The sequence below is a fragment of the Klenkia sp. PcliD-1-E genome, from assembly GCF_024124375.1.
Classification (GTDB): domain Bacteria; phylum Actinomycetota; class Actinomycetes; order Mycobacteriales; family Geodermatophilaceae; genus Klenkia.
Genome location: NZ_JAMXRZ010000068.1, coordinates 1 through 22,704, shown reverse-complemented (window position 1 = coordinate 22,704; position 22,704 = coordinate 1). Strand labels below are relative to the sequence as shown.

Below are 22,704 nucleotides of genomic sequence, written 5' to 3'. Positions count from 1 at the left end.
GGCCTCGGCGCGGGCGCGCTCGGCGGCCTCCCGCTCCTCGCGGACGCGGCGCTGCTCGGCGGCGACGCGGTCGGCCTCGGCCTGCAGCACCTCCGAGGCGGGCCGCGCGGACTGCGCCTCGCGGCGCACGTTCGGCGCCTCGGCCTCGACCTTGCTCAGCGCGTTCTCCCAGCGCTGCCGCATCGGGACGATGCCGCCACCGCCGACGGCCACCACGACGACGCCGACGACGGCGACCAGGATCGCGTACAGGACGGCGTTGACCACGTTCTGGGCGATCTCGAGCTGGTCCAGCGCCGCGATGACGCCCAGCGCGAGGACGACGGTCGACGCGGCGGTGGCCAGGGTGCGGGCGTAGGACAGCGAGCCCAGCGCGTTCTGCACGACCAGCCGGACGGCGGCGGCGATCGCGGCGGCGATGACCAGGATGAGGATCGCGACGAAGACCTTCGGCAGGTAGCCGATGATGGCGGCGAGGTAGGTGCTGATCGGGTTCTGCCCGAAGACGCCGAACGCGGTGGACAGCACGAAGAGCATGACCGCGTAGAAGACGATCTTGGCCAGGATCTGCGAGGCGTCGTACTGGCTGCCCTGCAGGAGCTTGCGGACCCCTCCGCGCTCCACGGCCCGGTCGAACCCGACCTTCTCCAGCACCTTCGCCAGCAGCTTCTCCAGCGCCTTGGCGATGAAGTAGCCGACGACGAGGATGATCACCGCCAGCAGCAGCTTCGGCAGGAACGCGACGACGTCCCCGAGTGCGTTCCCCACTGAGTTGCCCATGCCTGGACCTCCGGATCGGTTGCGAGCTCCCGGACACCATGCCCGAGCCGGCGTCACCCCACCCGTCGGGGAACCGGACGGATCAGTCCCCAGGCCGCCCGATCCCGGCGACGTAGAGGGTGAGCAGCACCGCGCCCGGGGTCAGCACGAACAGCGGCCACGGGAAGATGAACTCCCCGGTGCCGAGGCTCACGGCCGCCCAGGTGACGACGTTCACCACCAGCACGCAGGCCCAGATGGTGGTCAGGACCCGCATCGCCGTGCCGCCGCCGGTGTCGCTGAACACCGGGGACCGGTCGCGCCGGGCCGGGCTCGCCGACGCTGCGGTCACCGCGGGTGCGGGCAGCGGCCCCAGGTCGGCGGTGACGGCGTCGAGGTCGCCGCGGGTGCGGGCGCCCCAGACCAGCCGGGCCCGTTCGTCTAACTCGCGCAGCTCCAGCTGGCCCACCTCGACGGCGCGCCGCAGCCGGGTCTCGACCAGCGCCCGGTCGGCGTCGGACACCCGCAGCTGCGAGGGAGAAACCGGATCGGTCACGACCCGCATCCTGGCACCGTCCGTTGATCATCGTCATCCGCAGGCCGGACCCGCCGACGACCGGCGTGTCCCGCCTGCAGCAGGCGATGGTCAACTGCGCGGGGGCAGGGGTCAGCTGCGGCGGCCCAGCAGGTAGCCGATGAGCACGCCGAGCAGGGTCAGCACGCCACCGCCGACGGCGGCCAGGGCCAGCTCGGCCGGGGCGGACCCGCCCGCGGTGGTGGCCGGCGCGGAGAAGCGCGCGGGGGCCGCCGGGGAGGTGCTCTGCGGGGAGGACGACCCGCCGTGGACGGCGGTGTCGCTGACCGCGGCCGCCGACGGCGTCACGTCCGCGTTCGCCGGGGCCGCGGCGGCGGGGGCCTTCCCGGTCAGCTCGGCGTCGATGGCGGAGAAGAACTGCCCGGCGAGCCGCTTGGCCACCCCGGTGATCATCCGCTGGCCGACACCGGCCACCGCTCCGCCGACCACCGCGTCGGCGTCGTAGGTCAGCTTGGTGCCGCCGTCGACGGCCTCCAGGGTGATCGGCACGGTGGCGCGCACCGACCCGGGACCGCCGGAGCCGGAGGCGTGCATGACGTAGCGGGTGGGCTCGGTCTTGTCGGTGAGCTTCACCTCGCCGGCGTAGACGCCGCGGATGGCGCCGACGCCGACCGAGACGGTCATCGCGTACTCGTCCTCGCCGGTGCGCTCCAGGCCCTGGCAGCCGGGGATGGTGCGGGCCAGCACGGCCGGGTCGGTGATCGCCGCCCAGACCTTCTCCGGGGGGGCGGACAGGGTGGCGGTGCCGTCGAGCTTCACGCAGGGGCTCCTTCTCGGGTGGGGACCCGCTCCGCGTCGGGGTCGCGGACCAGGTCGTACAGCTCGGTGGGGGAGATGGGCATGGCGGCGATGCGCCGGCCGACGGCGTCCTCGATGGCCGAGGCGATGCAGGCCGTGCCCGGGATGACGCCGGCCTCGCCGGCGCCCTTGAGGCCCAGCGGGTTCAGCGGGGACGGGGTCTCCTGGTGGTCGATGACCACGTCGGGGACCTCGCTGGCGTAGGGCATGAGGAAGTCCATGAACGAGGCGTTCTGCAGCTGGCCGTCGGCGTCGTAGGCCATCCGCTCGTAGAGCGCACCGCCCACGCCCTGGGCGACCCCGCCGTGGACCTGGCCCTCGACGATCATCGGGTTCACGATGTTGCCGCAGTCGTGCACCACGGCGTAGTCGACGACGTCGATCTCCCAGGTGGTCGGGTCGATCTCCACAACCGCGGCGTGCGCGCCGGAGGCGAAGGTCGACCGCACCGGGGAGTAGTAGTCGATGTGCTCCAGGCCGGGGGCGTCGCCGACGGCGACCGGGGGCTTGGAGTCGTCGCCGGGCCCGGCGAACTGGGTGGCCTGCCGCGCTGCCTCGTCGAAGGCGTAGCGCAGCGGGTTGGACAGGACGGCGACCGTGCGCAGCGGGATCGAGGCGCCCGGGGTGCCCTTGACCTGCACCAGGCCCTCGTCGATCTCGAGGTCGTCGACGTCGGCCTCGAGCACGTCGGCGGCGATGCGCAGCGCCTTGGCCCGCACCCCGCGGGCGGCGAGCGCGATCGCGTTGCCGCTCATCACCGCGGCGCGGGAGGCGAAGGTGCCCACCGCGTAGCCGAAGCGCCGGGTGTCGCCGGTGGTGACCTCGACGTCCTCGATGGGGACGCCGAGCTCGTGCGCCACGATCTGGGCGAACGCGGTCTCGTGGCCCTGGCCCTGGGAGGTGAGGCCGGTGGACACCAGCACCTTGCCCGAGCCCAGCACCTGCACGTGACCGCCCTCGTAGGGGCCGGGACCGGTGCCCTCGACGTACATGGCCATGCCGATGCCCAGCTGCTTGCCCCGCGCCGCGGCCTCGGCCCGGCGCTCCTCGGCCCGGTCCCAGCCGACCAGGGCGATCAGCTTGTCCAGCAGGCCCTCGTAGTCACCGGAGTCGTAGATCACCGGCCGGCCGTCCTGGAAGGTCAGGTGGTGGTCGTAGGGGAACTGGTCCTTGCCGATCAGGTTGCGCCGCCGCACCTCGGCGCGGTCGAGGCCGAGCTCCTGGGCGATCCGGTCCATCGTCCGCTCCATGGCGTAGCAGCCCTGGGGCCGGCCGGCGCCGCGGTAGGGCGTGACGATGACGGTGTTGGTGTAGACGCTGTCGATGCGCACCCGGTACACGGGGATCGCGTACGGGCCGACCAGCTGGGTCGCCGTCACGATCGGCACGATGATCCCGTAGGGCGTGTAGGCGCCGTTGTCGTGCCAGCCGCGGACGTCCAGGGCGGTGATCCGGCCCTCGTCGTCGTAGCCGACGGTGATCTCCTGCCGCTGCTCGCGCTCGTGCGCGGAGGAGATGAAGTGCTCGCGGCGGTCCTCGGCCCAGTGCACCGGCTGGCCGAGGGAGATGGCGGCCATCGGCACCAGCAGCTCCTCGGGCCACGGGTGCACGATCTTCACGCCGAACCCGCCGCCGACGTCGGGGGCGACGACCTCCACCTTCTCCAGCGACAGCTGCAGCTTGGCCGCGATGGCCGCGCGCACCGACGTGGAGGCCTGGGTGGAGGTGTGCACTCGCAGCGAGGCGTCGTCGTGGTCCCAGACCGCGTGCACGCCCTTGCCCTCCATGGGCATGCAGGCGCTGCGCTCGATGTACTGGGTGAAGCTCAGCGTGTGCGCCGACGCGGCCAGCGCGGCCTCGACGTCCCCGGTCTCCTGGTGGTGCCGGGCGGCGACGTTGTCGGGGACGTCGTCGTGGACGCTGTGGACGGCTTCCCGGGCCGCGTCGACGCCGACCACGACCGGCAACTCCTCGTAGGAGACGACGATCCGGTCGCACACGTCCTCGGCCACGTACCGGTCGGTCGCCACGACCATGACCACCGCCTCGCCGACGTGCTGCACGACGTCGCGGGTTAGCGGGTAGCCGGTGCGCGGCGCGGTCAGCTGCGGGTGCGGGATGAGCACCGGCAGCGGCTCGGCCATCGGGCCGACCAGGTCCTCGTAGGTGTAGACGGCGACGACGCCCTCGACGTCCAGCGCCGCGTCGACGTCGACGTCGAGGATCCGGGCGTGGGCGTACGGGCTGCGCACGAAGGCCGCGGCCAGCGCGCCGTGCCCGATGTCGTCGGTGTAGCGGCCGCGGCCGGTGATGAGCCGCTGGTCCTCGCGCCGGCGGACCGGCTCGCCGAACAGCTTGGTGGTCACTGGGCGGCCTCCTTCATCAGGCCTGCGGCGTGCCGGCAGGCCTTCTTGATGTTGGCGTAGCCGGTGCACCGGCAGAGGTTGCCGCCGACGATCTCGTCGACCTCCTCGTCGGTGATGTCGGCCGAGGTGTCGCGGGCCTCGAGTCCGGCCGCCATGGTCATGAGGAAGCCCGGGGTGCAGAACCCGCACTGCAGGGCGTGGCACTCGCGGAAGGCCTCCTGCACCGGGTGCAGGACCTCCCCGCCCCGGCCGTCGTCGCGGGCCAGGCCCTCGACGGTGGTGACGGCTTTGCCGTCGACCTGCACGGCCAGCACCAGGCACGAGCGCACCGGGGTGCCGTCGACGAGCACGGTGCAGGCACCGCACACGCCGTGCTCGCAGCCGACGTGGGTGCCGGTCAGCTCCAGGTCGTGCCGGAGGGCGTCGGACAGCAGCCGGCGCACCGGCACGGTCGTTTCACGTGGCACACCGTTCACGGTGACGGTGATGGCCCGGGTGGTGGCGATCTCGGTCATCGGGATGCGGCCTCCTCGGCGGCGCGGGCGAGCGTGCGTTCGGTGAGGACGCCGACCAGCAGCCGGCGGTAGTCCGCGCTGGCGTGCAGGTCGCCGTCCGGGTCGACGAGGGTGCGGGCCAGGTCGCCCGCGGCGGACCAGTCGGCCTCGGCGACGGTGCGGCCGGCGACGGCCTCGGTCAGGTCGTGCACCTCGGGCACCAGGCCGACGGAGATGTAGGCGGCCCGGGCGGAGGCGACCCTCGAGTCCTCGTCGAGGGTCACGGTGACGCCGGCGCCGCAGACGGCGTAGTCGCCCTTGCGGCGGGACACCTCCTCGAAGGCGGTGCCGCTGCGGGGCGGGAGCGCGGGGAAGAACGCCTCGGTGACCATGGCCGGGCCGTGCACCGAGGTCTCCAGGGGCCCGACGAAGAAGTCGGCCCAGTCGACGGTCTGCGGGCCACCGGGCGTCGCGACGGTGACGCAGCCGCCGGTCAGCGCCAGCACCGAGGTCATCTCCCCGGAGGGGTCGGCGTGCGCGATGGAGCCGACGGTGGTGCCGCGGTTGCGGATCGCGGGGTGGGCGACGTTCGCCGTCGCCCGGGCCAGCAGCGGTTGGACCCGCGCGGCCTCGGCGTGGTGCAGCAGGTCCACGTGGCGGACCAGGGCCCCGACCCGGACCCCGTCGCCGCTGACGGCGACGGAGTCCAGGCCGGGGATCCGGTTGATGTCCACGAGGGTGGCCGGGGAGGCCAGCCGCATGGACAGCAGGGGGAGCAACGACTGCCCTCCGGCCAACACCTTGGCGCCGTCCTCGGCGAGGAGGGTCAGCGCCTCGTCGAGCGAGGTGGGGTCGGCGTAGCCGAAGGGCGCGGGCTTCACGGGTTGCGGGTCTCCCTCTCCATGGTCCGGGTGGTGGTCTGCTGGTCCAGCGAGGACGGGTCGGCGCCGCCGGCGTCGTGCACCCCGGCGTTGCCCAGGGCAGGGCCGGTGCCGTGCCGGAAACCGTCCTCGGCGAGCAGTGCGTTCTTCATGTCCGCCGGCGCCAGCGCCCGGGCGACGTGCCAGCCGACGACGGCCACGATCGTGCCCAGCGCGATGCCGCCCAGGGAGAAGTTGTCGGTGAAGACCAGGGTCACGTTGCCGATGCCGATGATGATCCCGGCGGCCAGCGGCACCAGGTTGATCGGGTTGGCGAAGTCGACCCGGTTCTCCTTCCAGATCTTGGCGCCCAGCAGACCGATCATCCCGTAGAGGACGACGGTGATGCCGCCGAGCACGCCACCCGGGGTCGCGTTGACGATCGCGCCGAACTTGGGCACCAGGCCCAGCAGGATGGCCACGACCGCGGCCACGTAGTAGGCCGCCGTGGAGTAGACGCGGGTGGCGGCCATGACGCCGATGTTCTCGGCATAAGTGGTGGTGGGCGAGCCGCCGACCGAGCTGGCGAGGACGGTGCCCACGCCGTCGGCGAAGACCGCGCGGCCCAGCACCGGGTCGAGGTCGCGCTTGGTCATCTCGCCCACGGCCTTGACGTGGCCGGCGTTCTCGGCGACCAGCGCGATGACGGCGGGGAGCACCAGCAGGGTGAAGTTCAGCGAGAAGCTGGGCGCGGTGAAGGTCGGCAGGCCGAACCACGGGGCGGCCGAGACGCCGGAGAGGTCCACCCGGTCGTGCACGGTGGCCTCGGTGGCGCCGCCCAGGACCGAGGTGATGGGGCCGGCGGTGGCGTCCAGCAGCAGCGAGAGCAGGTAGCCGAAGACCAGGCCGAGCAGGATGGAGATGCGTGACCAGAACCCGCGCAGCGCGAGCGAGGCGACGATGACGAAGGCCATCGTGGCCAGCGCGACCCACTGGTCCTGGGGCCAGTAGGTGCCCGCCGCGACCGGGGCCAGGTTGAACCCGATGAGCAGCACCACCGCGCCGGTGACGGCCGGGGGCAGCACCTTGTTGACCACGCGGACGCCGGCGACCTGGATCAGGATGCCGACCAGGGCGAGCACGACGCCGGCGACCAGGATCGCGCCGACCTTGTCCGAGACGCCGCCGCCCTGGGCGGTGATCGCCGCGACGCCGCCGACGAAGGCGGCCGAGGTGCCCAGGTAGGAGGGCACCTTCCCCTGAACGATCAGCAGGAAGACGATTGTCGCGACGCCGGACATCATGATCGCGAGGTTCGCGTCCAGGCCCATGATCAGCGGGAAGACGAAGGTCGCGCCGAACATGGCGACGACGTGCTGGGCACCGATGCCGATCGTCAACGGCCACGAGAGCCGCTCGTCGGGGGCCACGGCCTCACCGGGCGGCGGGGTCTTCCCGTCGCCGTACAACTTCCACCCGAACGCCATGACGTCCTCCTGCTCGGTGCGGCTCCAGCCGGCCGCGGGCGCTCTCCGGTGGGCACGATCCCGCCGGGCGCGGCCACTGTGACACCGACCACCGACACTACGGAAGTACCTCAGCGCTAAATCTTCGGGTCCGTGATGTTGCCCGAAGATTTCTCTCACCGCTGAGATACTTCCGCGGTAGCGTCGCGGCGTGAACGACTCCGTGCACGTCTCCCTGCGCAGCGGCGTCTACGCCGACTCGGTCAAGCTGATGCAGGTCAGCAAGGCGGTCGGGGCCCGCGAGGGCGTCACCGCCGTGCTGGTCGCGATGGCCACCCCGCTGAACCTCGAGCTGGCCGCCGGCATGGGCCTGGCCCCCGACGGCGACGCCAAGCCCGACCAGTTGCTCGTCGCGCTGCGCGCCGTCGACGACGCCGAGCTGGCCGCCGCGGTCACCGCCGTCGAGGTCGCGCTGACCGCCCGCGAGGAGCGCGGCTCCTCCGACGCCATCCCGGCGCGCACCGTCGGGTTCGCCCTGGCCGAGGAGGCCGACACCCCGCTCGCGGTGGTCAGCGTCCCCGGCCCCTACGCCGTCGCCGAGGCCATGGACGCCGTGGCCGCCGGCCGCAGCGTGCTGGTGTTCTCCGACGGCGTCCCGGTCGAGCACGAGGTGGCGCTCAAGGCCGCGGCCCACGAGGCCGGAGTGCTGGTCATGGGCCCGGACTGCGGGACGGCGATCGTGTCCGGCGTCGCGCTGGGCTTCGCCAACGTCGTCCGCCCGGGGCCGGTGGGCCTGGTCGCTGCCTCCGGCACCGGTGCCCAGCAGGTCAGCTGCCTGCTGGACATGGCCGGGGTCGGCGTCAGCCACGTGCTGGGCACCGGCGGCCGGGACCTCTCCGCGGCGGTCGGTGGCCGGGCCACCCTCGACGCGCTGGCGATGCTCGACGCCGACGACGCGACCCGGCGGGTCCTGCTGGTCAGCAAGCCGCCGGCCCCCGAGGTCGCGCAGGAGGTCGAGAAGACCGCCGCCGGCCTGGCCACGCCGTTCTCCAGCGCGGCGTTGAGCGCCGACAGCCCCGACCTCACCGCAGCCGTCGAGGCGCTGCTGCGCGACATGGGCGCCGACGTCCCGACCTGGCCCAGCCGGCCCGGTGCGGACCGGTCCGTCCCGCCGGGTGCCGTGCTCAAGGGCTTCTACTCCGGCGGCACCCTCGCCGACGAGGCGATGCTGGTGGCCGCGCCCGCGCTGGGCGACGTCCGCAGCAACACCCCGCTGCGGCCCGAGCTCGACCTGGGGGCCGACTTCGGCGCAACCGGGCACGTCGTCGTCGACTTCGGCGACGACGCACTCACCGTCGGCCGGGCACACCCGATGATCGACCCCACGCTGCGGCTGGAGGCCATCGCCGGTCTCGCCGCCGGCGGGGAGCCCGCCGTCCTGCTGCTGGACGTCGTCCTCGGCTACGGCGCCGACCCCGACCCGGCCGGGTCGCTGGTGCCGGCCATCCGCGACCTGCCCTTCCCGGTCGTGGTCGGCCTGGTCGGCACCGAGGGCGACCCGCAGGGGTGGTCCCGCCAGGCCGACGCGCTGGCCGCCGCCGGCGCCCACGTGTTCGCCTCCAACTCCGCGGCCACCCGGTTCGCGGTCGAGAAGATCGGGGCCTCGAAGTGAGCAGCCTGTTGACCGGACGCCCGGCCGTGGTGGCCGCCGGCGTCGACGTGTTCTCCGACGCGCTGCGCGCCCAGGGCGTCGGCGTCACCGACGTGGAGTGGCGACCCCCGACGATCGGGTCGGCCGACGACCTCACCCAGCTGGCGCTGGACCCCCGCCGCGCCGCGGCCAACCGGGTCGCCGTCGAGCGCGTGCTGGCCAGCCGGTCCACCCTCACCGACGTCCGCCCGGCCTCCGACGTGCTCGGCCTGACCGGCCGCACCCTGCTGCACTCCGGCCCGCCCCTGACCTGGGAGACCGCGTCGGGCCCCATGCGCGGGGCGTTGATCGGCGCCTGCCTGTTCGAGGGCTGGGCCGACACCCCCGAGGCCGCCGAGCAGCTGCTGGCCACCGGCGGCGTCGAGCTCGACAGCTGCCACCACCACCGCGCCGTCGGCCCGATGGCCGGTGTCACCAGCCCGTCGATGTGGATGTGGTGCCTCACCGACCCCACCGACGGGCGCGAGGCCTACAGCAACCTCAACGAGGGCCTGGGCAAGGTGCTCCGGATGGGCGCCTACGGCCCCGAGGTCATCGAGCGGCTGCACTGGATGACGAACGTCATGGGCCCGGTGCTGCAGGCCGCCGTCCGCTCGCGGGCCGAGCCGCTGGACGTCACCGGGATCCTCGCCCAGATGCTCCAGATGGGCGACGAGGCGCACAACCGCAACCGCGCCGGGTCCCTCATGACGCTGCGCGAGCTCTCGCCGTCCATCGTCGCGGTCGACGCGCCGAAGTCCGACGTCGCCGAGGTGCTGCGCTTCATCGGCGGCAACGAGCACTTCTTCCTCAACCTCGGCATGCCCAGCGCCAAGCTCGCCATGGACGCCGTCGGCTTGGTCCCCGGCTCGACGATGGTCACCACGCTGGCCCGCAACGGCACCGAGTTCGGCATCCGGACGGCGGGCGCCGGCGACCGCTGGTTCACCGCACCGGCCAACACCCCGGTCGGGCTCTTCCTGGGCGACTACGGCCCCGAGGACGCCAACCCCGACATCGGCGACTCCGCGATCATGGAGACCTACGGCATCGGCGGGTTCTGCATGGCCGCCGCCCCGGCGATCGTCCGGTTCGTCGGCGGCACCGTCCCCGATGCGCTGGCCACCACCGAGCGGATGTACCAGATCACCCTGGCCGAGAGCCCGGCGATGCAGGTGCCGATCCTGGGCTTCCGCGGCGCGCCGACCGGCATCGACGTCCTCAAGGTCGCCCGCACCGGCTGGCTGCCGCAGATCAACACCGGCATGGCCGGGCGGGTCGCCGGCACCGGCCAGGTCGGTGCCGGCCTGGTGCAGCCACCGGCGGCCTGCTTCGAGCAGGCCGTGGCCGCCCTCGCCGAGGAGTCCCGCGCCGCGCTGGCCTGACCCAGCCCCATCGGGTGGCGTCCACGGGGGTCGGGTACAGCCCGGCCCCCGGTCGGCCGATGGCGGGGTGTGACCACCACGGTGCCCGGCGTCGGGCAGGAGGACCTGGCGCGGCTGCTCGAGCGGCCGCACGAGGTCCTCGGCCTGGCCTTCCAGCCCATCGTGGACGTCGCCCGCGGCGTGGTGGCCGGCTACGAGACGCTGGCCCGTTTCCGGTCGTCGGACGGCTCGCCCAGCCCGGTCGGCCCGGACCGGTGGTTCGCCGCGGCCGACGCCGCCGGCGTGGGCGCCCGGGTGGAGGCGCTGGTCGTCGCGCGCTGCCTGCAGCTGCGGGAGGACCTGCCGCCCGACTGCTTCCTGACCGTCAACGTCAGCCCGCACCTGGTCACCGAGCCCGACCTGGCCGACCTGCTGCTCGACGCCGGCGACCTGGCCCCCCTGGTGCTCGAGCTCACCGAGCACCAGGACGTGGCCGACCTGCGCCCCCTGCTGGCCCTGCGGGACCGGCTGCGTGACCGCGGCGCGCTGGTCGCCCTGGACGACGCCGGCTCGGGCTACTCCGGGCTGCAGCAGCTCACCACGGTCCGTCCGCAGATGATCAAGCTCGACCGGGCGCTGGTCGCCGGCGCCGACACCGACCCCGTGAAGCTGGCCCTCGCCGAGCTGCTCGGGGAGTTCGGCGGCCGGATCGACGCCTGGCTGCTCGCCGAGGGCGTGGAGACCTGGGCCGAGATGGATGCCTTCCTCGGCCTGGGCGTGCCCCTGGCGCAGGGCTACCTGCTCGGCCGGCCGGCCCCGCCCTGGTCCCGCCTGGACCCCGCCGTCGCCGACCGGCTGCGCGCCGGGCGGGCCCGGGTCGCGCTCGTGGAGCACGTGGCCAGCCTCGTCGAGCCGGTGGAGCGGGTGCCGCGCGGGACGGTCCCGACCGGCAGCGGCGTGGCCGTCGAGGTCGACCCCGACGGCCACCCCGTGGCTCTGTCCCTGCCCGGGCGCCGTGCCGGGGACGCCCCCGGTCGCCGGCACCGTGCGCCGGTCAGCCTGCGCGTGCCCGCAGCGACCGAGCTGACCGCGGTCGCCCAGCGGGTGGCCTCCCGGCCCGAGGACTGCCGGTTCGACCCGGTCGTCGTGGTGGACGCCGTCGGCGCGGTGACCGGGGTCGTCCGCGTCGAGCGGCTCCTGCTGGCCCTCGCCGCCCGCTGAGCCACCCCCAGAACTCCGGCAAGCAGCGTCCGGACCCGCACCACCACCACCGCACCACCGAGAGGACCACCATGAAGAGCTTCGCCTGCGGGGACGTCGTCCCCGGTTGCGGTCGCACGTTCACCGCGGACGACGAGGACGGCATCCTGTCCCAGGTCGCCGCCCACGCCGCGGCCGACCACGGCCTGGCCGAGGTGCCGCCGGCGGTCGTGGGCCAGGTCCGCGCCCGCATCACCGCGACGGTCTGACCCACCGGGGTCCCCGCACCCCGGGTGCGGGGACCCCGGTCCTCAGCGGATCAGCGTGCCCAGGTCCACCGGCAGCTGGACGCCGGTGATGTGCCGCGCCTCGTCGCTGGCCAGGAACGCGACGGCGTTGGCGATGTCCTCGGGCTGGGACACCTGGTCGGGCAGGGCCTGCATGAAGATCGGCGCCAGCGTCTGCGCGTTCGCGGCGATCAGCGGACCCAGGTCGTCCACGGTCATCCCGGTGGCCACGCCGTGCGGGTGCACGGTGTTGACCCGGATGTTGTGCTGCGCCAGCTCGTTGGCCAATGACTTCGCGTACCCGACCACGCCGTGCTTGGTCGCTGCGTAGGCCGACAGGAACGGCAGCCCGCGCAGGCCGGCGACCGAGCTGGTGATCACGATCGACCCGCCGGTGCCCTGCTCGAGCAGGGTGGGGATGGTCGCCTTGCAGGTGTGGAAGACCCCGGTCAGGTTGACCGCGACCGTCTCGTCCCACTGCTCGAGGGTGATCTCCCAGCTGTTGCCGGCCGAGCAGATGCCGGCATTGGCCACCACGACGTCCAGGCGGCCCAGCTCGGCGACGCCGTCGGACACCGCGGCCGACAGCGCGTCGAAGTCGGCGACGTCGGCCTGCCGGGCCACGATGCGCCGGTCCTGGGCCTCGACCAGGCGCACGGTCTCGGCCAGGTCGTCCGCAGTGGCGCCGGCGTAGTGCGTGGTCGCGGGCTGCGCGCAGACGTCGACGGCGACGACGTCTGCGCCCTCGGCCGACAGCCGGACGGCGTGCGCCCGGCCCTGGCCGCGGGCGGCTCCGGTGACGAGGGCGACCTTGCCCTCGAGACGACGTGCGGGTGCGGTCATGCGGATCTCCTCGGACCGGGGTGGCACTGAGTGCCATGTGGTGCGCATCACCGTAGACCCGGCGTCCGCCGTTGCCCAGGGTCCCCCGCTAGCGTCCCGGAGGTGCCCGACCCGACCCGACCCGACGTCCAGCAGGCGGGCGAGCGCGCCGACCTCACCGCCCTGGGGCGGGCCGAGCTCGCCGAGCTGCCCGCGCACCTGGCCGTCGACGAGCGGGTCCTCGACGTGGGCACCCCGATGCACGAGGGCGTGTTCGGCCTGCTCGTGCTCACCGACCGCCGGCTGGTGTTCCTCAAGGTCGGCCGGCACGCCACCGAGGTGTCGGTGCCGCTCGCCGAGGTCGTCGGCGTGGACTGGAAGCGGTCCTTCCGCGGCCGCAGCAGGCTGGCCGTGCAGACCACCACGGGCGAGCTGACCTTCACCGAGCTGTCCAACGAGCACGGCGCGGCCCTGGAGGGTGGGCTGCGCTCGATGGCCCGCCAGCACCCCGTCGCGCCCGCGCCCGCCCCTCGCCCGGCGGCGCCGGGCCCCGTCCCCCGGGCGGGCAGACCGGGGCCGGACCTGCACGGGCGCCGCGCGGTGCTGACCGGTCCGTCCCGCGGCGCCGGTCTGGCCATCGCCACCGGGCTGGCCTCCGCCGGCGCCGCCGTCGTCCTGGTGGCCGCCGACCCCGACCGGTTGGCCGCCGCCGCCGACCAGGTGCGGACGGCGGTCGGGGGCGCCGACGTCACCACCGTGGCCACCGACCTCGCCGCCGACGACGGCACCGGCGCCCTGTTGGCCGCCGTCCCCGCCACCGACGTGCTGGTGGTCGTCGGCGACGCGCGGCCGCCGCTGGACGGCACCGACGACGCATGGCGGCAGCACCTCAGCGCCGGCGGGCTCGCCACGGTCCGCCTGCTGCGCAGCTACCTGCCCGGCATGGGGGAGCGCGGCTGGGGCCGGGCCCTGCTGGTGTCCGGCTCACCGGGCGGCGGGGCTGCGCTGCTCCCGGCGGCGGACGGGTTCGCCGGGACCGGGGTGACGGTGAACGCCGTGGTCGGCCACCCCGGCGCGGAGGAGGCGCTGGCCGCGGCGGTGTCCTGGCTGTGCGCCCCCGCCGCGTGGGCCGTCACCGGTCAGCTCCTCGACCTGACCGGTGGTCACCGGGGCCCCACCCCGGCGTGACACCACCGCAACACGGCTGCGGGAGCCTGGCGCGGTGACCTTCGCCGTGCCCGTCGTCGACATCGCGCCCTACGTGACCGGGGAGGGTGACCGCCCGGCCACCGCCGCGGCCATGGACGCCGCCTGCCGCGAGGTGGGGTTCGTGCAGGTCACCGGCCACGGCGTGGACCAGGCGGTGGCCGAGGGCCTGGCCGCCGCGATGGACGCCTTCTTCGGCCTGCCGCCCGAGGTGAAGTCCGGCTACCGGACGCCGCCCGAGGTCAACCGCGGCTACTCGCCACCGAGGTCGGAGTCGCTGTCGCTGTCGCTGGGCGTGGAGTCGGCGTCCCGGATGAACGACTTCTTCGAGGCGTTCAACGTCGGCGCCACCCAGGCGAGCTACCCGCACGCCCCCGGCCTGCCGCAGCCCGACTACGCGGACAACACCTGGCCCGACGTGCCGGGTTTCCGCGACGCCGTCGAGATCTGGTTCGCCGAGGCCGGCCGCGTCGCCCGCACCCTCACCCGGGTCTTCGCCGACGCCCTCGCGCTGCCGGCCGACTTCTTCGCGCGGATGACCGGCCACTCGCTGGACGTGCTGCGGATGAACAACTACGCCCTGCCGCTCGGCCAGGTCGACCTCGACGGCGAGCTGACCGGCATGGGCGAGCACACCGACTACGGCATCGTCACCGTGCTCTGGGCCGACCAGGTGCCCGGCCTGCAGGTCCTGGGGGACGACGGCGGTTGGCACGACGTCTCCCCGGCCCCCGGCGCGCTGCTGGTCAACCTCGGCGACGTCACCACCCGGCTGACCAACGAGCGATGGCGCTCCACGCTGCACCGGGTGAAGCCGCCGGTGGTCGACGGCACGGTCCTGCGCCGCCGCTCGGCGGCGTTCTTCCACGACGGGGACGTCGACGCGGTGGTCGCCGTCCTGCCCTCCTGCCTGGGCCCGGGGGAGGAGGCCAAGTACCTGCCGGTGACCGTCGGGGAGCACGTCGCGGCCAAGCTGCGCGGGTCCCGCGCCGGGGTGGTCAACACCGCCGCCGACCGCGAGGCGGCGCGGGTGCTGGCCGCCCGGGGCTGAGTCCCGGGAATCGACCCGGCGCCGTCCTCCTTGCTCGGGGGGACCGAACCCCGAGCAAGGAGGACCCGTGCCCGCCGTCTACACCGCCATCGCCACCGCGACCGGGGAGGGCCGCAACGGCCACACCCGCTCCTCCGACGGCCTGGTCGACACCGACCTCGCGACCCCGGTCGAGATGGGCGGCCCCGGCGGGGCGACCAACCCCGAGCAGCTGTTCGCCGCCGGCTGGGCGGCGTGCTTCCTCAACGCGCTGAAGGTCGTCGCCCGCCGGCAGCAGGTCGAGCTGGCCGACGCCGCGGTCACCGCCGAGGTCGGCATCGGACGCAACGACGACGGCACCTTCGGGCTGGAGGCCGCGCTGCACGTGGAGCTGGGCGGCGGCATCGAGCAGGCCGCCGCCGAGCAGCTGGTCGAGGCCGCGCACGCGGTGTGCCCGTACTCCAACGCCACCCGCGGCAACGTCCCGACCACGCTCGACACGACGGTCGGCTGAGGCGTGATCCGCAACGTCGTCGTCGGCCGCCTGCACCCCGGCGCCGACCCGGTCGCGGTCGACGCCGCGCTGGCCGCGATCACCGCGCTCGACCTGCCCGGCCGGCTGGACTGCCGGGTCGGCCGGGACGCCGGGCTGCGCGACGGCGCCTGGGGGTTCGCCATCACCAGCGACTGGGCGGACGCCGAGGCCTACCGGGCCTACGACCTGGACGCCGAGCACAACCGCATCCGCGCCGAGCTGTTCGGCCCGCTCTGCGCCGAGATCGCCCGCGTCCAGTTCGAGGCCTGAACGCACGAGCGGCCCGCACCCGGGGTGGGTGCGGGCCGCTCGGTGGTGACGTCAGGCCTTGATGATCGCGGCGACGGGGCCGCCGCCCGAGGGGCCCTGGTGCACGGCGGCGACGGAGACGAACACCGCCGGGTCGCCGGTCACCGATGCGGCGACGCCACCGACGGTGGCCTTGATCTGGCGGTGCCAGAACACGTCGGAGTCGTCGAGCATCGCGTTGCGGCGGCCGCGGACGTAGCCGGTCGGGTCGGCCTCGCACTTGAGGAAGACGTTGACCAGCTTGTCGCCGAGGTCGGAGGTGTGCGGCCGCTCGGGCAGGTCCAGGCCGGCCTGGCGGATGGCGTCCCAGATGCCGTCCTGGTCCAGGGCGTCCTTCATGACCGAGTGGCCGATCCGGTAGGCGCCGCCGTGGCCGCGGGCGTTGCCGACGACGACGATCTGCGCGCGGTCGAGCTCGACGCCCGACGAGCAGGAGGCGACGGCGGAGTACAGCGACAGGTCGCGCATGACCTGCTTCTGCTCGGGCAGCTCGATCTCGCCCAGGGCGAGCGCGATGCCCAGCGCGGTGGTGCCGTTGGACAGGTCCATCGAGCCGTGCGGCTCGTCGTAGTAGGTGTCCTGGCCGCGGGACTTCGCGTCCCGGATGGTCTCGATGGTCAGCAGCGGGGTCTTGGTCTGCACGTAGTGCACGTCGGCGGGGTCGGTGATGCCGGCCTCGGCCATCGCGCGCTTCACGCCCTCGGCGACCTTCTCGACCATCGAGATGCGGCCGATGTCCTCGGGCAGCAGCACGTCGCTCATCGCGAAGCCGACGGTCAGCCGGGGCTCGTCGGTCTTCTCGACCGAGTCCTCGGGCAGCGTGGCGAAGATGGTGGCGTGCGGGCTGATGACGCCGTCGGTGCCGCCGGACCACACGATCGGGATCTCGGCGACCTCCTCCTTGGAGCGGCTGCCCTTCTCCATGAGGACCTCGCGGAAGGCGCGGTCGGCGATGATGCGGGTGTAGTCGTTGACGCCGCCGTTGCCCTCGGTCTTGCCGATGACGGCGATGACCCGGTCGGCCTCCATGACGCCGTCGTCGATGAGCTTGGCCAGCTCGGAGGCGTCGCTGACGTTGTGCAGCGGGACCTTGCGGACCTCGATGGGTGCGGGCACCAGATGTCTCCCTTGCTTCCGGTTGGCGTGGCCCTCGTGCAGGGTCCCGCCGCGAGCGTGCTCGTGGTGGGGGGCCACGAGGGTCCTTCTGTCCTTCTCGTGGGGGGTCAGGCGGTGACGACGGTGCCGACGGAGTCGCCGGCGACGGCGTCGGCGATGTGCTCGAGCGAGGTGATGACCGCGCGCCGGCCGGGACCCGAGGCGGCGAACCGCAGTGCGGCGTCCACCTTCGGGCCCATGCTGCCGCGGGCGAACTGACCGGCTGCGGCCTGTGCCTGCAGCTCGGCAGTGCTGACCCGGCCCAGTGGCCGGGCGTGCGGGGTGCCGAAGTCGACCATCACCGCGTCGACGTCGGTGGCGATGACCAGGGTGTCGGCCTCCAGCTCGGCGGCCATCAGCGCGGCGGTGAGGTCCTTGTCGATGACGGCCTCCACGCCGCGCAGGGCGGCGCCGTCCTGCCCGTCGTCGACGACGGGGATCCCGCCGCCGCCGGCGCAGACGACGACGAACCCGGCACCGGTCAGGGCCCGGACGGCGGGGGAGTCCAGCACCGAGCGGGGTTCCGGGGAGGCGACGACGCGGCGCCAGCCCTTCTCGCCCCGGTCCTCCCAGGTCTGCCCGAGGTCGATGAACTGCTGTGCGCGCTCGCGCGGCAGGAACCGGCCGACCGGTTTGGTGGGCTCGCCGAAGCCTGGGTCGGCGGCGTCGACGAGGGTGCGGGTGACCAGGGCCGCCGTCCGCTGGGCCAGCCCGCGGGCGGCCAGGGCGGCGTCGAGCTCGTCGACGACGGTGAACCCGATCGTGCCCTGCGTCTGCGCGACGTTCCAGTCCAGCGGCACCGGTGGCACCTCGTGCGCGGCCAGCTCGTTCTTGACCAGCAGGTTGCCCACCTGGGGGCCGTTGCCGTGGGTGACCACGACCTCGGCGCCGGTGGCGACGACGTCGGCCACGTGCCCGGCGGCGACGGCGATCGCGGCCCGCTGCGCACCCGGGGTCGCCGAGCCGTCGGGACCGGTCATCGCGTTGCCGCCCAGGGCGACCACGACGCGGCGGGGGGAGGTCATGGCGGAACCCTAGCCGTATTTCTCTTAGCGGTGAAGTACTTGTCTCACCGGCGCCAGAAGTCGAACCGGTCGCGCCCGGGCCGGAACCCGGCGGCCTCCACGACGTCCACCGCGAGGTCGAAGCGCTGCCCGACCGCGGACGGGGTGTGCGCGTCGCTGCCGAAGCTCACCGCCTCGCCGCCCTCGTCGCGGAACCAGCGCACCAGCTCCACCGAGGCCAGCGGGCTGGTCGTGTTGACCTCCAGCGCGCGGCCGGTCCCGGCCAGCGCCCGGAACACCTCGCGGTACTCGGCCTCGAAGGGCCGCTCGGCGTACCGGTCGCGACCGCCGGGCCAGTACCGGCGCGGGAAGTCCACGTGCGCGAGGACCTCGAACAGGTCGCTGTCGCGCACCATCGCCGCCATCTCGGTGAGGTAGCGGCGCATGGTGGCGTCGGCGCCGCTGCGGGTGAGCATCCGGCTGACCCCGACCAGCCGGTCACCGTCGGTCAGCGAGTGCAGCGACCCCAGCACCCGGTCGACCGGACCGGCCGCCAGGTGCGCGGCGATGCTGGCGCCGAACAGGTGCGGCTCGCCGGCCTCGACGCCGGAGACCACCCGCAGGTCGGGGAAGCGGTCCCGGCACTCCTCGATCGCCGCGGGGTACGCCTCCGCGTCGATGGGTTCCTGGTGCGCCGGGTGGCGGTCGACGATGCCGTCGCGGCTGGCCCGGTCCTCGGCCGCCCAGACGGTGAAGTCCAGGTGCTCGGTGAACGCGACGGCGGGCAGGCCCATCCGCACGGCCCGCGCGCAGGACTCCACCATCGAGGCCGAGGGCCCGGTGTCCCACGAGAACTCGCTGTGCACGTGGTTGTCGGGAGGCAGCATCGCCGAGCATCCTCCCCGGTCGTCCACAGGTCCGCCCGCCGGGGACCGGTGATGTCGTACCCGGTGCCTAGGGTCGGGGGCATGAGCAGCGCAGTGGTCGAGACCGGGCTCGCCGACGAGGCCCTCGAGGTGCTGCGCGAGCTCACCGGCCGGCCCGACGCGGTCTTCCGCGAGGGCCAGGACGCCGCAGTCTCCGCGCTGGTCGAGCGCAGCCAGCGGGCGCTGGTCGTGCAGCGCACCGGGTGGGGCAAGTCGGCGGTCTACTTCGTCTCCACCGCCCTGCTGCGCCGCCGCGGCCGCGGGCCGACGCTGCTGGTCTCCCCGTTGCTCGCCCTGATGCGCGACCAGGTGGCCGCCGCCGCCCGGGCCGGGATCAAGGCGGTGGAGATCTCCAGCGCCAACGCCACCGAGTGGGACGACGTCGCCGCCCGGCTGGCCGCCGACGACGTCGACGTCCTGCTCGTCTCCCCGGAGCGGCTGACCAACCCCCGCTTCCGCGACGAGCAGCTGCCCGACCTGGTGCGCCGCTGCGGCCTGCTGGTCGTGGACGAGGCGCACTGCGTCTCCGACTGGGGCCACGACTTCCGGCCCGACTACCGGCGCATCCGCGAGTTGCTCGGCCGGCTCCCCGCGGGCACCCCGGTGCTGGCCACCACCGCGACGGCCAACGAGCGGGTGGTCGCCGACGTCGCCGAGCAGCTGGGCGCCGGCGGTGTCGAGGTCACCACCGTCCGCGGCCCGCTCGCCCGCGACTCGCTGCGGCTGGGCGTGCTCCGGCTGCCCACCGACCGCGCCCGGCTGGGCTGGCTGGCCGCGCACCTGTCGGACCTGCCGGGCAGCGGCATCGTCTACACGCTCACCGTCGCCGCCGCCGAGGAGACCGCCGCGCTGCTGCGCGACGCCGGTCACGAGGTCCGCGCCTACACCGGCCGCCTGGACGACGCCGACCGCAAGGACGCCGAGGAGGCCCTGCGGGAGAACCGGGTCAAGGCGCTGGTCGCCACCTCGGCGCTGGGCATGGGCTTCGACAAGCCCGACCTCGGGTTCGTCGTCCACCTGGGGGCGCCGTCCTCCCCGGTCAGCTACTACCAGCAGGTCGGCCGTGCCGGCCGTGCCGTCGAGCACGCCGACGTGCTGCTGCTCCCGGGTCCCGAGGACCTGGCGATCTGGCAGTGGTTCGCCACCTCGTCGATGCCGCGCGAGGACCACGCCGCGGCCGTGCTGACGGCGATGGCCGACGGCAAGGCCTGGTCCGCGGCGCGGCTGGAGACCGTCGCCGACGTCCGCCGCTCCCGCCTGGAGCTGCTGCTGAAGGTCCTCTCGGTGGACGGCGCGGTCGAGCGGGTGCAGGGCGGTTGGCGCTCGACCGGGGTGCCCTGGGTCTACGACGCCGACCGCTACGCCCGGGTCACCCGCACCCGCGAGGCCGAGCAGCGGGCGATGATCGCCTACGCCCGCCCGGTCGACGAGGCGCAGTGCCGCATGGCGTTCCTGCAGGAGGCGCTCGACGACCCCACCGCCGCGCCCTGCGGCCGGTGCGACGTGTGCGCCGGCCCCTGGTACGCCACCGAGGTCCCCGCCGCCGCCGCCGAGGCGGCCACCGCCCGGCTGGACCGGCCCGGCGTGGAGCTGCCGCCCCGCGCGCAGTGGCCCACCGGCGCCGACCGGCTCGGTGTCGAGGTCAAGGGCAAGATCGCGCCCGGTGACCAGGTGCTGCCCGGCCGGGCGGTGGCCCGGCTGACCGACCTGGGCTGGGGTCAGCGGCTGCGCACCCTGCTCGGGGACGACGGCGTCGGCGGGGTGGCCACGCTGGCCGAGGACCTGGAGGCGCCCCCGCTGGAGGAGGACCCGGACGCCGCGTTCGACGTGTCGCACCGGGTCATCCGGCCGGGCAACGCCTCCGATGCACCGCCCGCCGACGACCTGGTGCAGGCCTGCGCCCGGGTGCTCGCCGCCTGGGACTGGGCAGAACGGCCCGTCGCGGTGGTGTCGGTGCCGTCCCGGCGCCGCCCGCACCTGGTGCGGGGGACGGCCGAGGCGCTGTCCCGGTTGGGCCGGCTGCCCTACCTCGGGGAGCTGGACCTGCAGCACGGCGGACCGACCGGCGGGGCCGGCGGCAACTCCGCGTTCCGGCTGGCCGGCGTCTGGCAGCGGATCACCGTCGGTGAGCAGCTGCGCGACCGCCTCGCCGAGATGAGCGGGCCGGTGCTGCTCGTCGACGACCTGGCTGACTCGCGGTGGACCGTGACGGTGGCCGGGCGGGAGCTGCGGCGGGCCGGGGCGTCCTCGGTGCTGCCGTTCGTCCTGGCCCTGGCTGCCTGACCGCCGTCCACAGGGTTCCGCACACCTGTTCGAAACCCTCCGGCGTCGTCCACAGCATTTCGCACACCTGTTCGAAGCCGGGCTAGACTGGGGACATGGCCGCCCAGCCCGTGCACCAGCCCTCGATGTGGGACCTCGCGGACGAGCCCGTCCTGACCGGTCTCGCCGGCCGGGTTGTCCGCCACCCGCTGAGCGCGGGCGTGTGGGTCGACCACCTGCCCGGGTGGGTCGAGGGGTCCGACCCCGTGCTCGACGTGCTGCTCGGCGACATCGGCTGGCGGGCCGACCGGCGGCAGATGTACGACCGCGAGGTCGCCGTCCCCCGGCTGCTGCGCTGGTACGACGAGGGTGAGGACCTGCCGCACCCGCTGCTGTCGGAAGCGCGGACGAGCCTCGATGTCCACTACGGCCCCGAGCTCGGCGAGCCGTTCGCGACCGTGGGGATGTGCCTCTACCGGGACGGCCGGGACTCCGTGGCCTGGCACGGGGACCGCATAGGTCGGGGCAGCAGTCAGGACACCGTCGTCGCCATCGCCTCCTTCGGGTCGCCCCGCGCCCTGCTGCTGCGACCGGTCGGCGGCGGCGCATCCGTCCGGTTCACCCTCGGCCACGGCGACCTCGTGGTCATGGGCGGCAGCTGTCAGCGCACGTGGGACCACTGCGTCCCCAAGACCACGCGGGCCGTCGGCCCCCGCGTGAGCGTCCAGTTCCGCCCTCGCGGCATCTCCTGAGGGGGGCGTCCGCGCTGCTCAGTGCGGCGTGGGGCTCGAACCGGGGAGGGGCTGGACCCCCCTCCGAAGACCCCCCTGCAGAGGCGTCTGAATGGCGTGTATGGTTCTCCCTGCACCGCGAAACACCGGCAAGGCCGAGAGGCCGAACCGCGAGCCAGCCCCCAGGGTTGACGAGCTCGGATCGTGGAGTAACGTGTAGCAGCCGCCAGGACGAGGAGCCCGAAAGGGTCGATCTTCTGCGCGTCCGCTCTTTGAGAACTCAACAGCGTGCCGAAAGTCAGTGCCAACTGTTTGATCCCTGGTTCTTCGGAATTGGGTGAGGTTGATGAATGTCGAGAGTGCTAGCTCTCGGTTCTCGGCCTTGGATCTGAATTCATCTACGGAGAGTTTGATCCTGGCTCAGGACGAACGCTGGCGGCGTGCTTAACACATGCAAGTCGAACGATGAAGCCAGCTTGCTGGTGGATTAGTGGCGAACGGGTGAGTAACACGTGGGCAACCTGCCCCCGGCTCTGGGATAACTCCAAGAAATTGGTGCTAATACCGGATATTCTTCTTCTATCGCATGGTGGTTGAAGGAAAGTTTTTCGGCTGGGGATGGGCCCGCGGCCTATCAGCTTGTTGGTGGGGTGATGGCCTACCAAGGCGACGACGGGTAGCCGGCCTGAGAGGGTGACCGGCCACACTGGGACTGAGACACGGCCCAGACTCCTACGGGAGGCAGCAGTGGGGAATATTGCGCAATGGGCGGAAGCCTGACGCAGCGACGCCGCGTGAGGGATGACGGCCTTCGGGTTGTAAACCTCTTTCAGCAGGGACGAAGC

At 73.8% G+C, this 22,704-nt stretch carries 21 protein-coding genes and 1 rRNA gene; 11 read left to right on the top strand and 11 right to left on the bottom strand.

Annotated features, from left to right (window positions below):
- From NH342_RS14245 to NH342_RS14215, 7 genes are all read right to left on the bottom strand, one after another.
- Positions 1-780: hypothetical protein (locus tag NH342_RS14245; RefSeq protein WP_253015538.1), on the bottom strand; the 780-nt coding region annotated here is incomplete at its 3' end.
- An 82-nt stretch (positions 781-862) separates the two neighbouring features.
- Complete coding sequence (locus tag NH342_RS14240; protein WP_253015537.1) at positions 863-1,315, bottom strand: DUF1707 domain-containing protein; 453 nt, start codon at positions 1,313-1,315, stop codon at positions 863-865.
- A gap of 111 nt (positions 1,316-1,426) precedes the next feature.
- Complete coding sequence (locus NH342_RS14235) at positions 1,427-2,113, bottom strand: carbon monoxide dehydrogenase subunit G (RefSeq protein WP_253015536.1); 687 nt, start codon at positions 2,111-2,113, stop codon at positions 1,427-1,429.
- Positions 2,110-4,518 (bottom strand): aerobic carbon-monoxide dehydrogenase large subunit, encoded by a 2,409-nt coding sequence (cutA, locus tag NH342_RS14230; RefSeq protein WP_253015535.1) that lies wholly within the window; start codon positions 4,516-4,518, stop codon positions 2,110-2,112. The genes NH342_RS14235 and cutA overlap by 4 nt, the downstream gene beginning before the upstream one ends.
- Positions 4,515-5,033, bottom strand: coding sequence for a (2Fe-2S)-binding protein (locus tag NH342_RS14225; protein WP_253015534.1), 519 nt, complete (start codon positions 5,031-5,033; stop codon positions 4,515-4,517). Before NH342_RS14225 ends, cutA begins: the two co-directional genes overlap by 4 nt.
- A complete protein-coding gene (locus NH342_RS24250; protein ID WP_253015533.1) occupies positions 5,030-5,893 on the bottom strand; it encodes a xanthine dehydrogenase family protein subunit M in 864 nt (287 codons plus the stop codon). The genes NH342_RS14225 and NH342_RS24250 overlap by 4 nt, the downstream gene beginning before the upstream one ends.
- Positions 5,890-7,359, bottom strand: a complete 1,470-nt coding sequence (locus NH342_RS14215) for a uracil-xanthine permease family protein (protein WP_253015532.1) — start codon at positions 7,357-7,359, stop codon at positions 5,890-5,892. The genes NH342_RS24250 and NH342_RS14215 overlap by 4 nt, the downstream gene beginning before the upstream one ends.
- Before the next feature lie 190 nt (positions 7,360-7,549).
- Between NH342_RS14215 and NH342_RS14210 the strand changes: the two genes are divergently transcribed.
- The 4 genes from NH342_RS14210 to NH342_RS14195 all read left to right on the top strand — a co-directional run bounded on the left by NH342_RS14210 (position 7,550) and on the right by NH342_RS14195 (position 11,861).
- Positions 7,550-9,010 (top strand): FdrA family protein, encoded by a 1,461-nt coding sequence (locus NH342_RS14210; protein ID WP_253015531.1) that lies wholly within the window; start codon positions 7,550-7,552, stop codon positions 9,008-9,010.
- A complete protein-coding gene (locus NH342_RS14205) occupies positions 9,007-10,413 on the top strand; it encodes a DUF1116 domain-containing protein (RefSeq protein WP_253015530.1) in 1,407 nt (468 codons plus the stop codon). Before NH342_RS14210 ends, NH342_RS14205 begins: the two co-directional genes overlap by 4 nt.
- A gap of 69 nt (positions 10,414-10,482) precedes the next feature.
- Positions 10,483-11,613, top strand: a complete 1,131-nt coding sequence (locus NH342_RS14200; protein WP_253015529.1) for an EAL domain-containing protein — start codon at positions 10,483-10,485, stop codon at positions 11,611-11,613.
- Between the two features lie 71 nt (positions 11,614-11,684).
- A complete protein-coding gene (locus NH342_RS14195; protein WP_253015528.1) occupies positions 11,685-11,861 on the top strand; it encodes a DUF1059 domain-containing protein in 177 nt (58 codons plus the stop codon).
- Positions 11,862-11,903: 42 nt separating this feature from the next.
- Here NH342_RS14195 and NH342_RS14190 read toward each other — a convergent pair whose 3' ends face one another.
- Positions 11,904-12,722: a mycofactocin-coupled SDR family oxidoreductase gene (locus NH342_RS14190; RefSeq protein WP_253015527.1), complete on the bottom strand. Its 819-nt coding sequence runs from the start codon at positions 12,720-12,722 to the stop codon at positions 11,904-11,906.
- 102 nt (positions 12,723-12,824) lie between these two features.
- Here NH342_RS14190 and NH342_RS14185 point away from each other — a divergent pair, with 102 nt between their 5' ends.
- The 4 genes from NH342_RS14185 (at position 12,825) to NH342_RS14170 (ending at position 15,742) form a co-directional block, all read left to right on the top strand.
- Positions 12,825-13,889 carry an SDR family NAD(P)-dependent oxidoreductase gene (locus NH342_RS14185; protein ID WP_308200662.1) on the top strand — a complete coding sequence of 355 codons (1,065 nt, stop codon included), beginning with the start codon at positions 12,825-12,827 and terminating at the stop codon, positions 13,887-13,889.
- A gap of 34 nt (positions 13,890-13,923) precedes the next feature.
- On the top strand, positions 13,924-14,958 hold the full coding sequence (locus tag NH342_RS14180; RefSeq protein WP_253015526.1) for an isopenicillin N synthase family oxygenase: 1,035 nt from the start codon (positions 13,924-13,926) through the stop codon (positions 14,956-14,958).
- A gap of 67 nt (positions 14,959-15,025) precedes the next feature.
- A complete protein-coding gene (locus NH342_RS14175; protein ID WP_253015525.1) occupies positions 15,026-15,451 on the top strand; it encodes an organic hydroperoxide resistance protein in 426 nt (141 codons plus the stop codon).
- A 3-nt stretch (positions 15,452-15,454) separates the two neighbouring features.
- Entirely contained in the window at positions 15,455-15,742 is a 288-nt protein-coding gene (locus tag NH342_RS14170; RefSeq protein WP_253015524.1) for a Dabb family protein, read from the top strand.
- Positions 15,743-15,793: 51 nt separating this feature from the next.
- On the opposite strand, the gene NH342_RS14165 is transcribed toward NH342_RS14170, so the two are convergent.
- From NH342_RS14165 to NH342_RS14155, 3 genes are all read right to left on the bottom strand, one after another.
- Positions 15,794-16,897 carry a ring-opening amidohydrolase gene (locus NH342_RS14165; protein ID WP_253015523.1) on the bottom strand — a complete coding sequence of 368 codons (1,104 nt, stop codon included), beginning with the start codon at positions 16,895-16,897 and terminating at the stop codon, positions 15,794-15,796.
- 107 nt (positions 16,898-17,004) lie between these two features.
- Complete coding sequence (locus NH342_RS14160; protein ID WP_253015522.1) at positions 17,005-17,961, bottom strand: carbamate kinase; 957 nt, start codon at positions 17,959-17,961, stop codon at positions 17,005-17,007.
- Positions 17,962-18,005: 44 nt separating this feature from the next.
- Positions 18,006-18,827 (bottom strand): PHP domain-containing protein, encoded by an 822-nt coding sequence (locus tag NH342_RS14155; RefSeq protein ID WP_253015521.1) that lies wholly within the window; start codon positions 18,825-18,827, stop codon positions 18,006-18,008.
- Between the two features lie 81 nt (positions 18,828-18,908).
- Here NH342_RS14155 and NH342_RS14150 point away from each other — a divergent pair, with 81 nt between their 5' ends.
- From NH342_RS14150 to NH342_RS14140, 3 genes are all read left to right on the top strand, one after another.
- Positions 18,909-21,149 (top strand): RecQ family ATP-dependent DNA helicase, encoded by a 2,241-nt coding sequence (locus tag NH342_RS14150; protein ID WP_253015520.1) that lies wholly within the window; start codon positions 18,909-18,911, stop codon positions 21,147-21,149.
- A 95-nt stretch (positions 21,150-21,244) separates the two neighbouring features.
- Positions 21,245-21,880, top strand: a complete 636-nt coding sequence (locus tag NH342_RS14145; RefSeq protein WP_253015519.1) for an alpha-ketoglutarate-dependent dioxygenase AlkB — start codon at positions 21,245-21,247, stop codon at positions 21,878-21,880.
- Positions 21,881-22,256: 376 nt separating this feature from the next.
- Positions 22,257-22,704: ribosomal RNA gene (locus tag NH342_RS14140) — 16S ribosomal RNA — on the top strand; the annotation flags it as partial.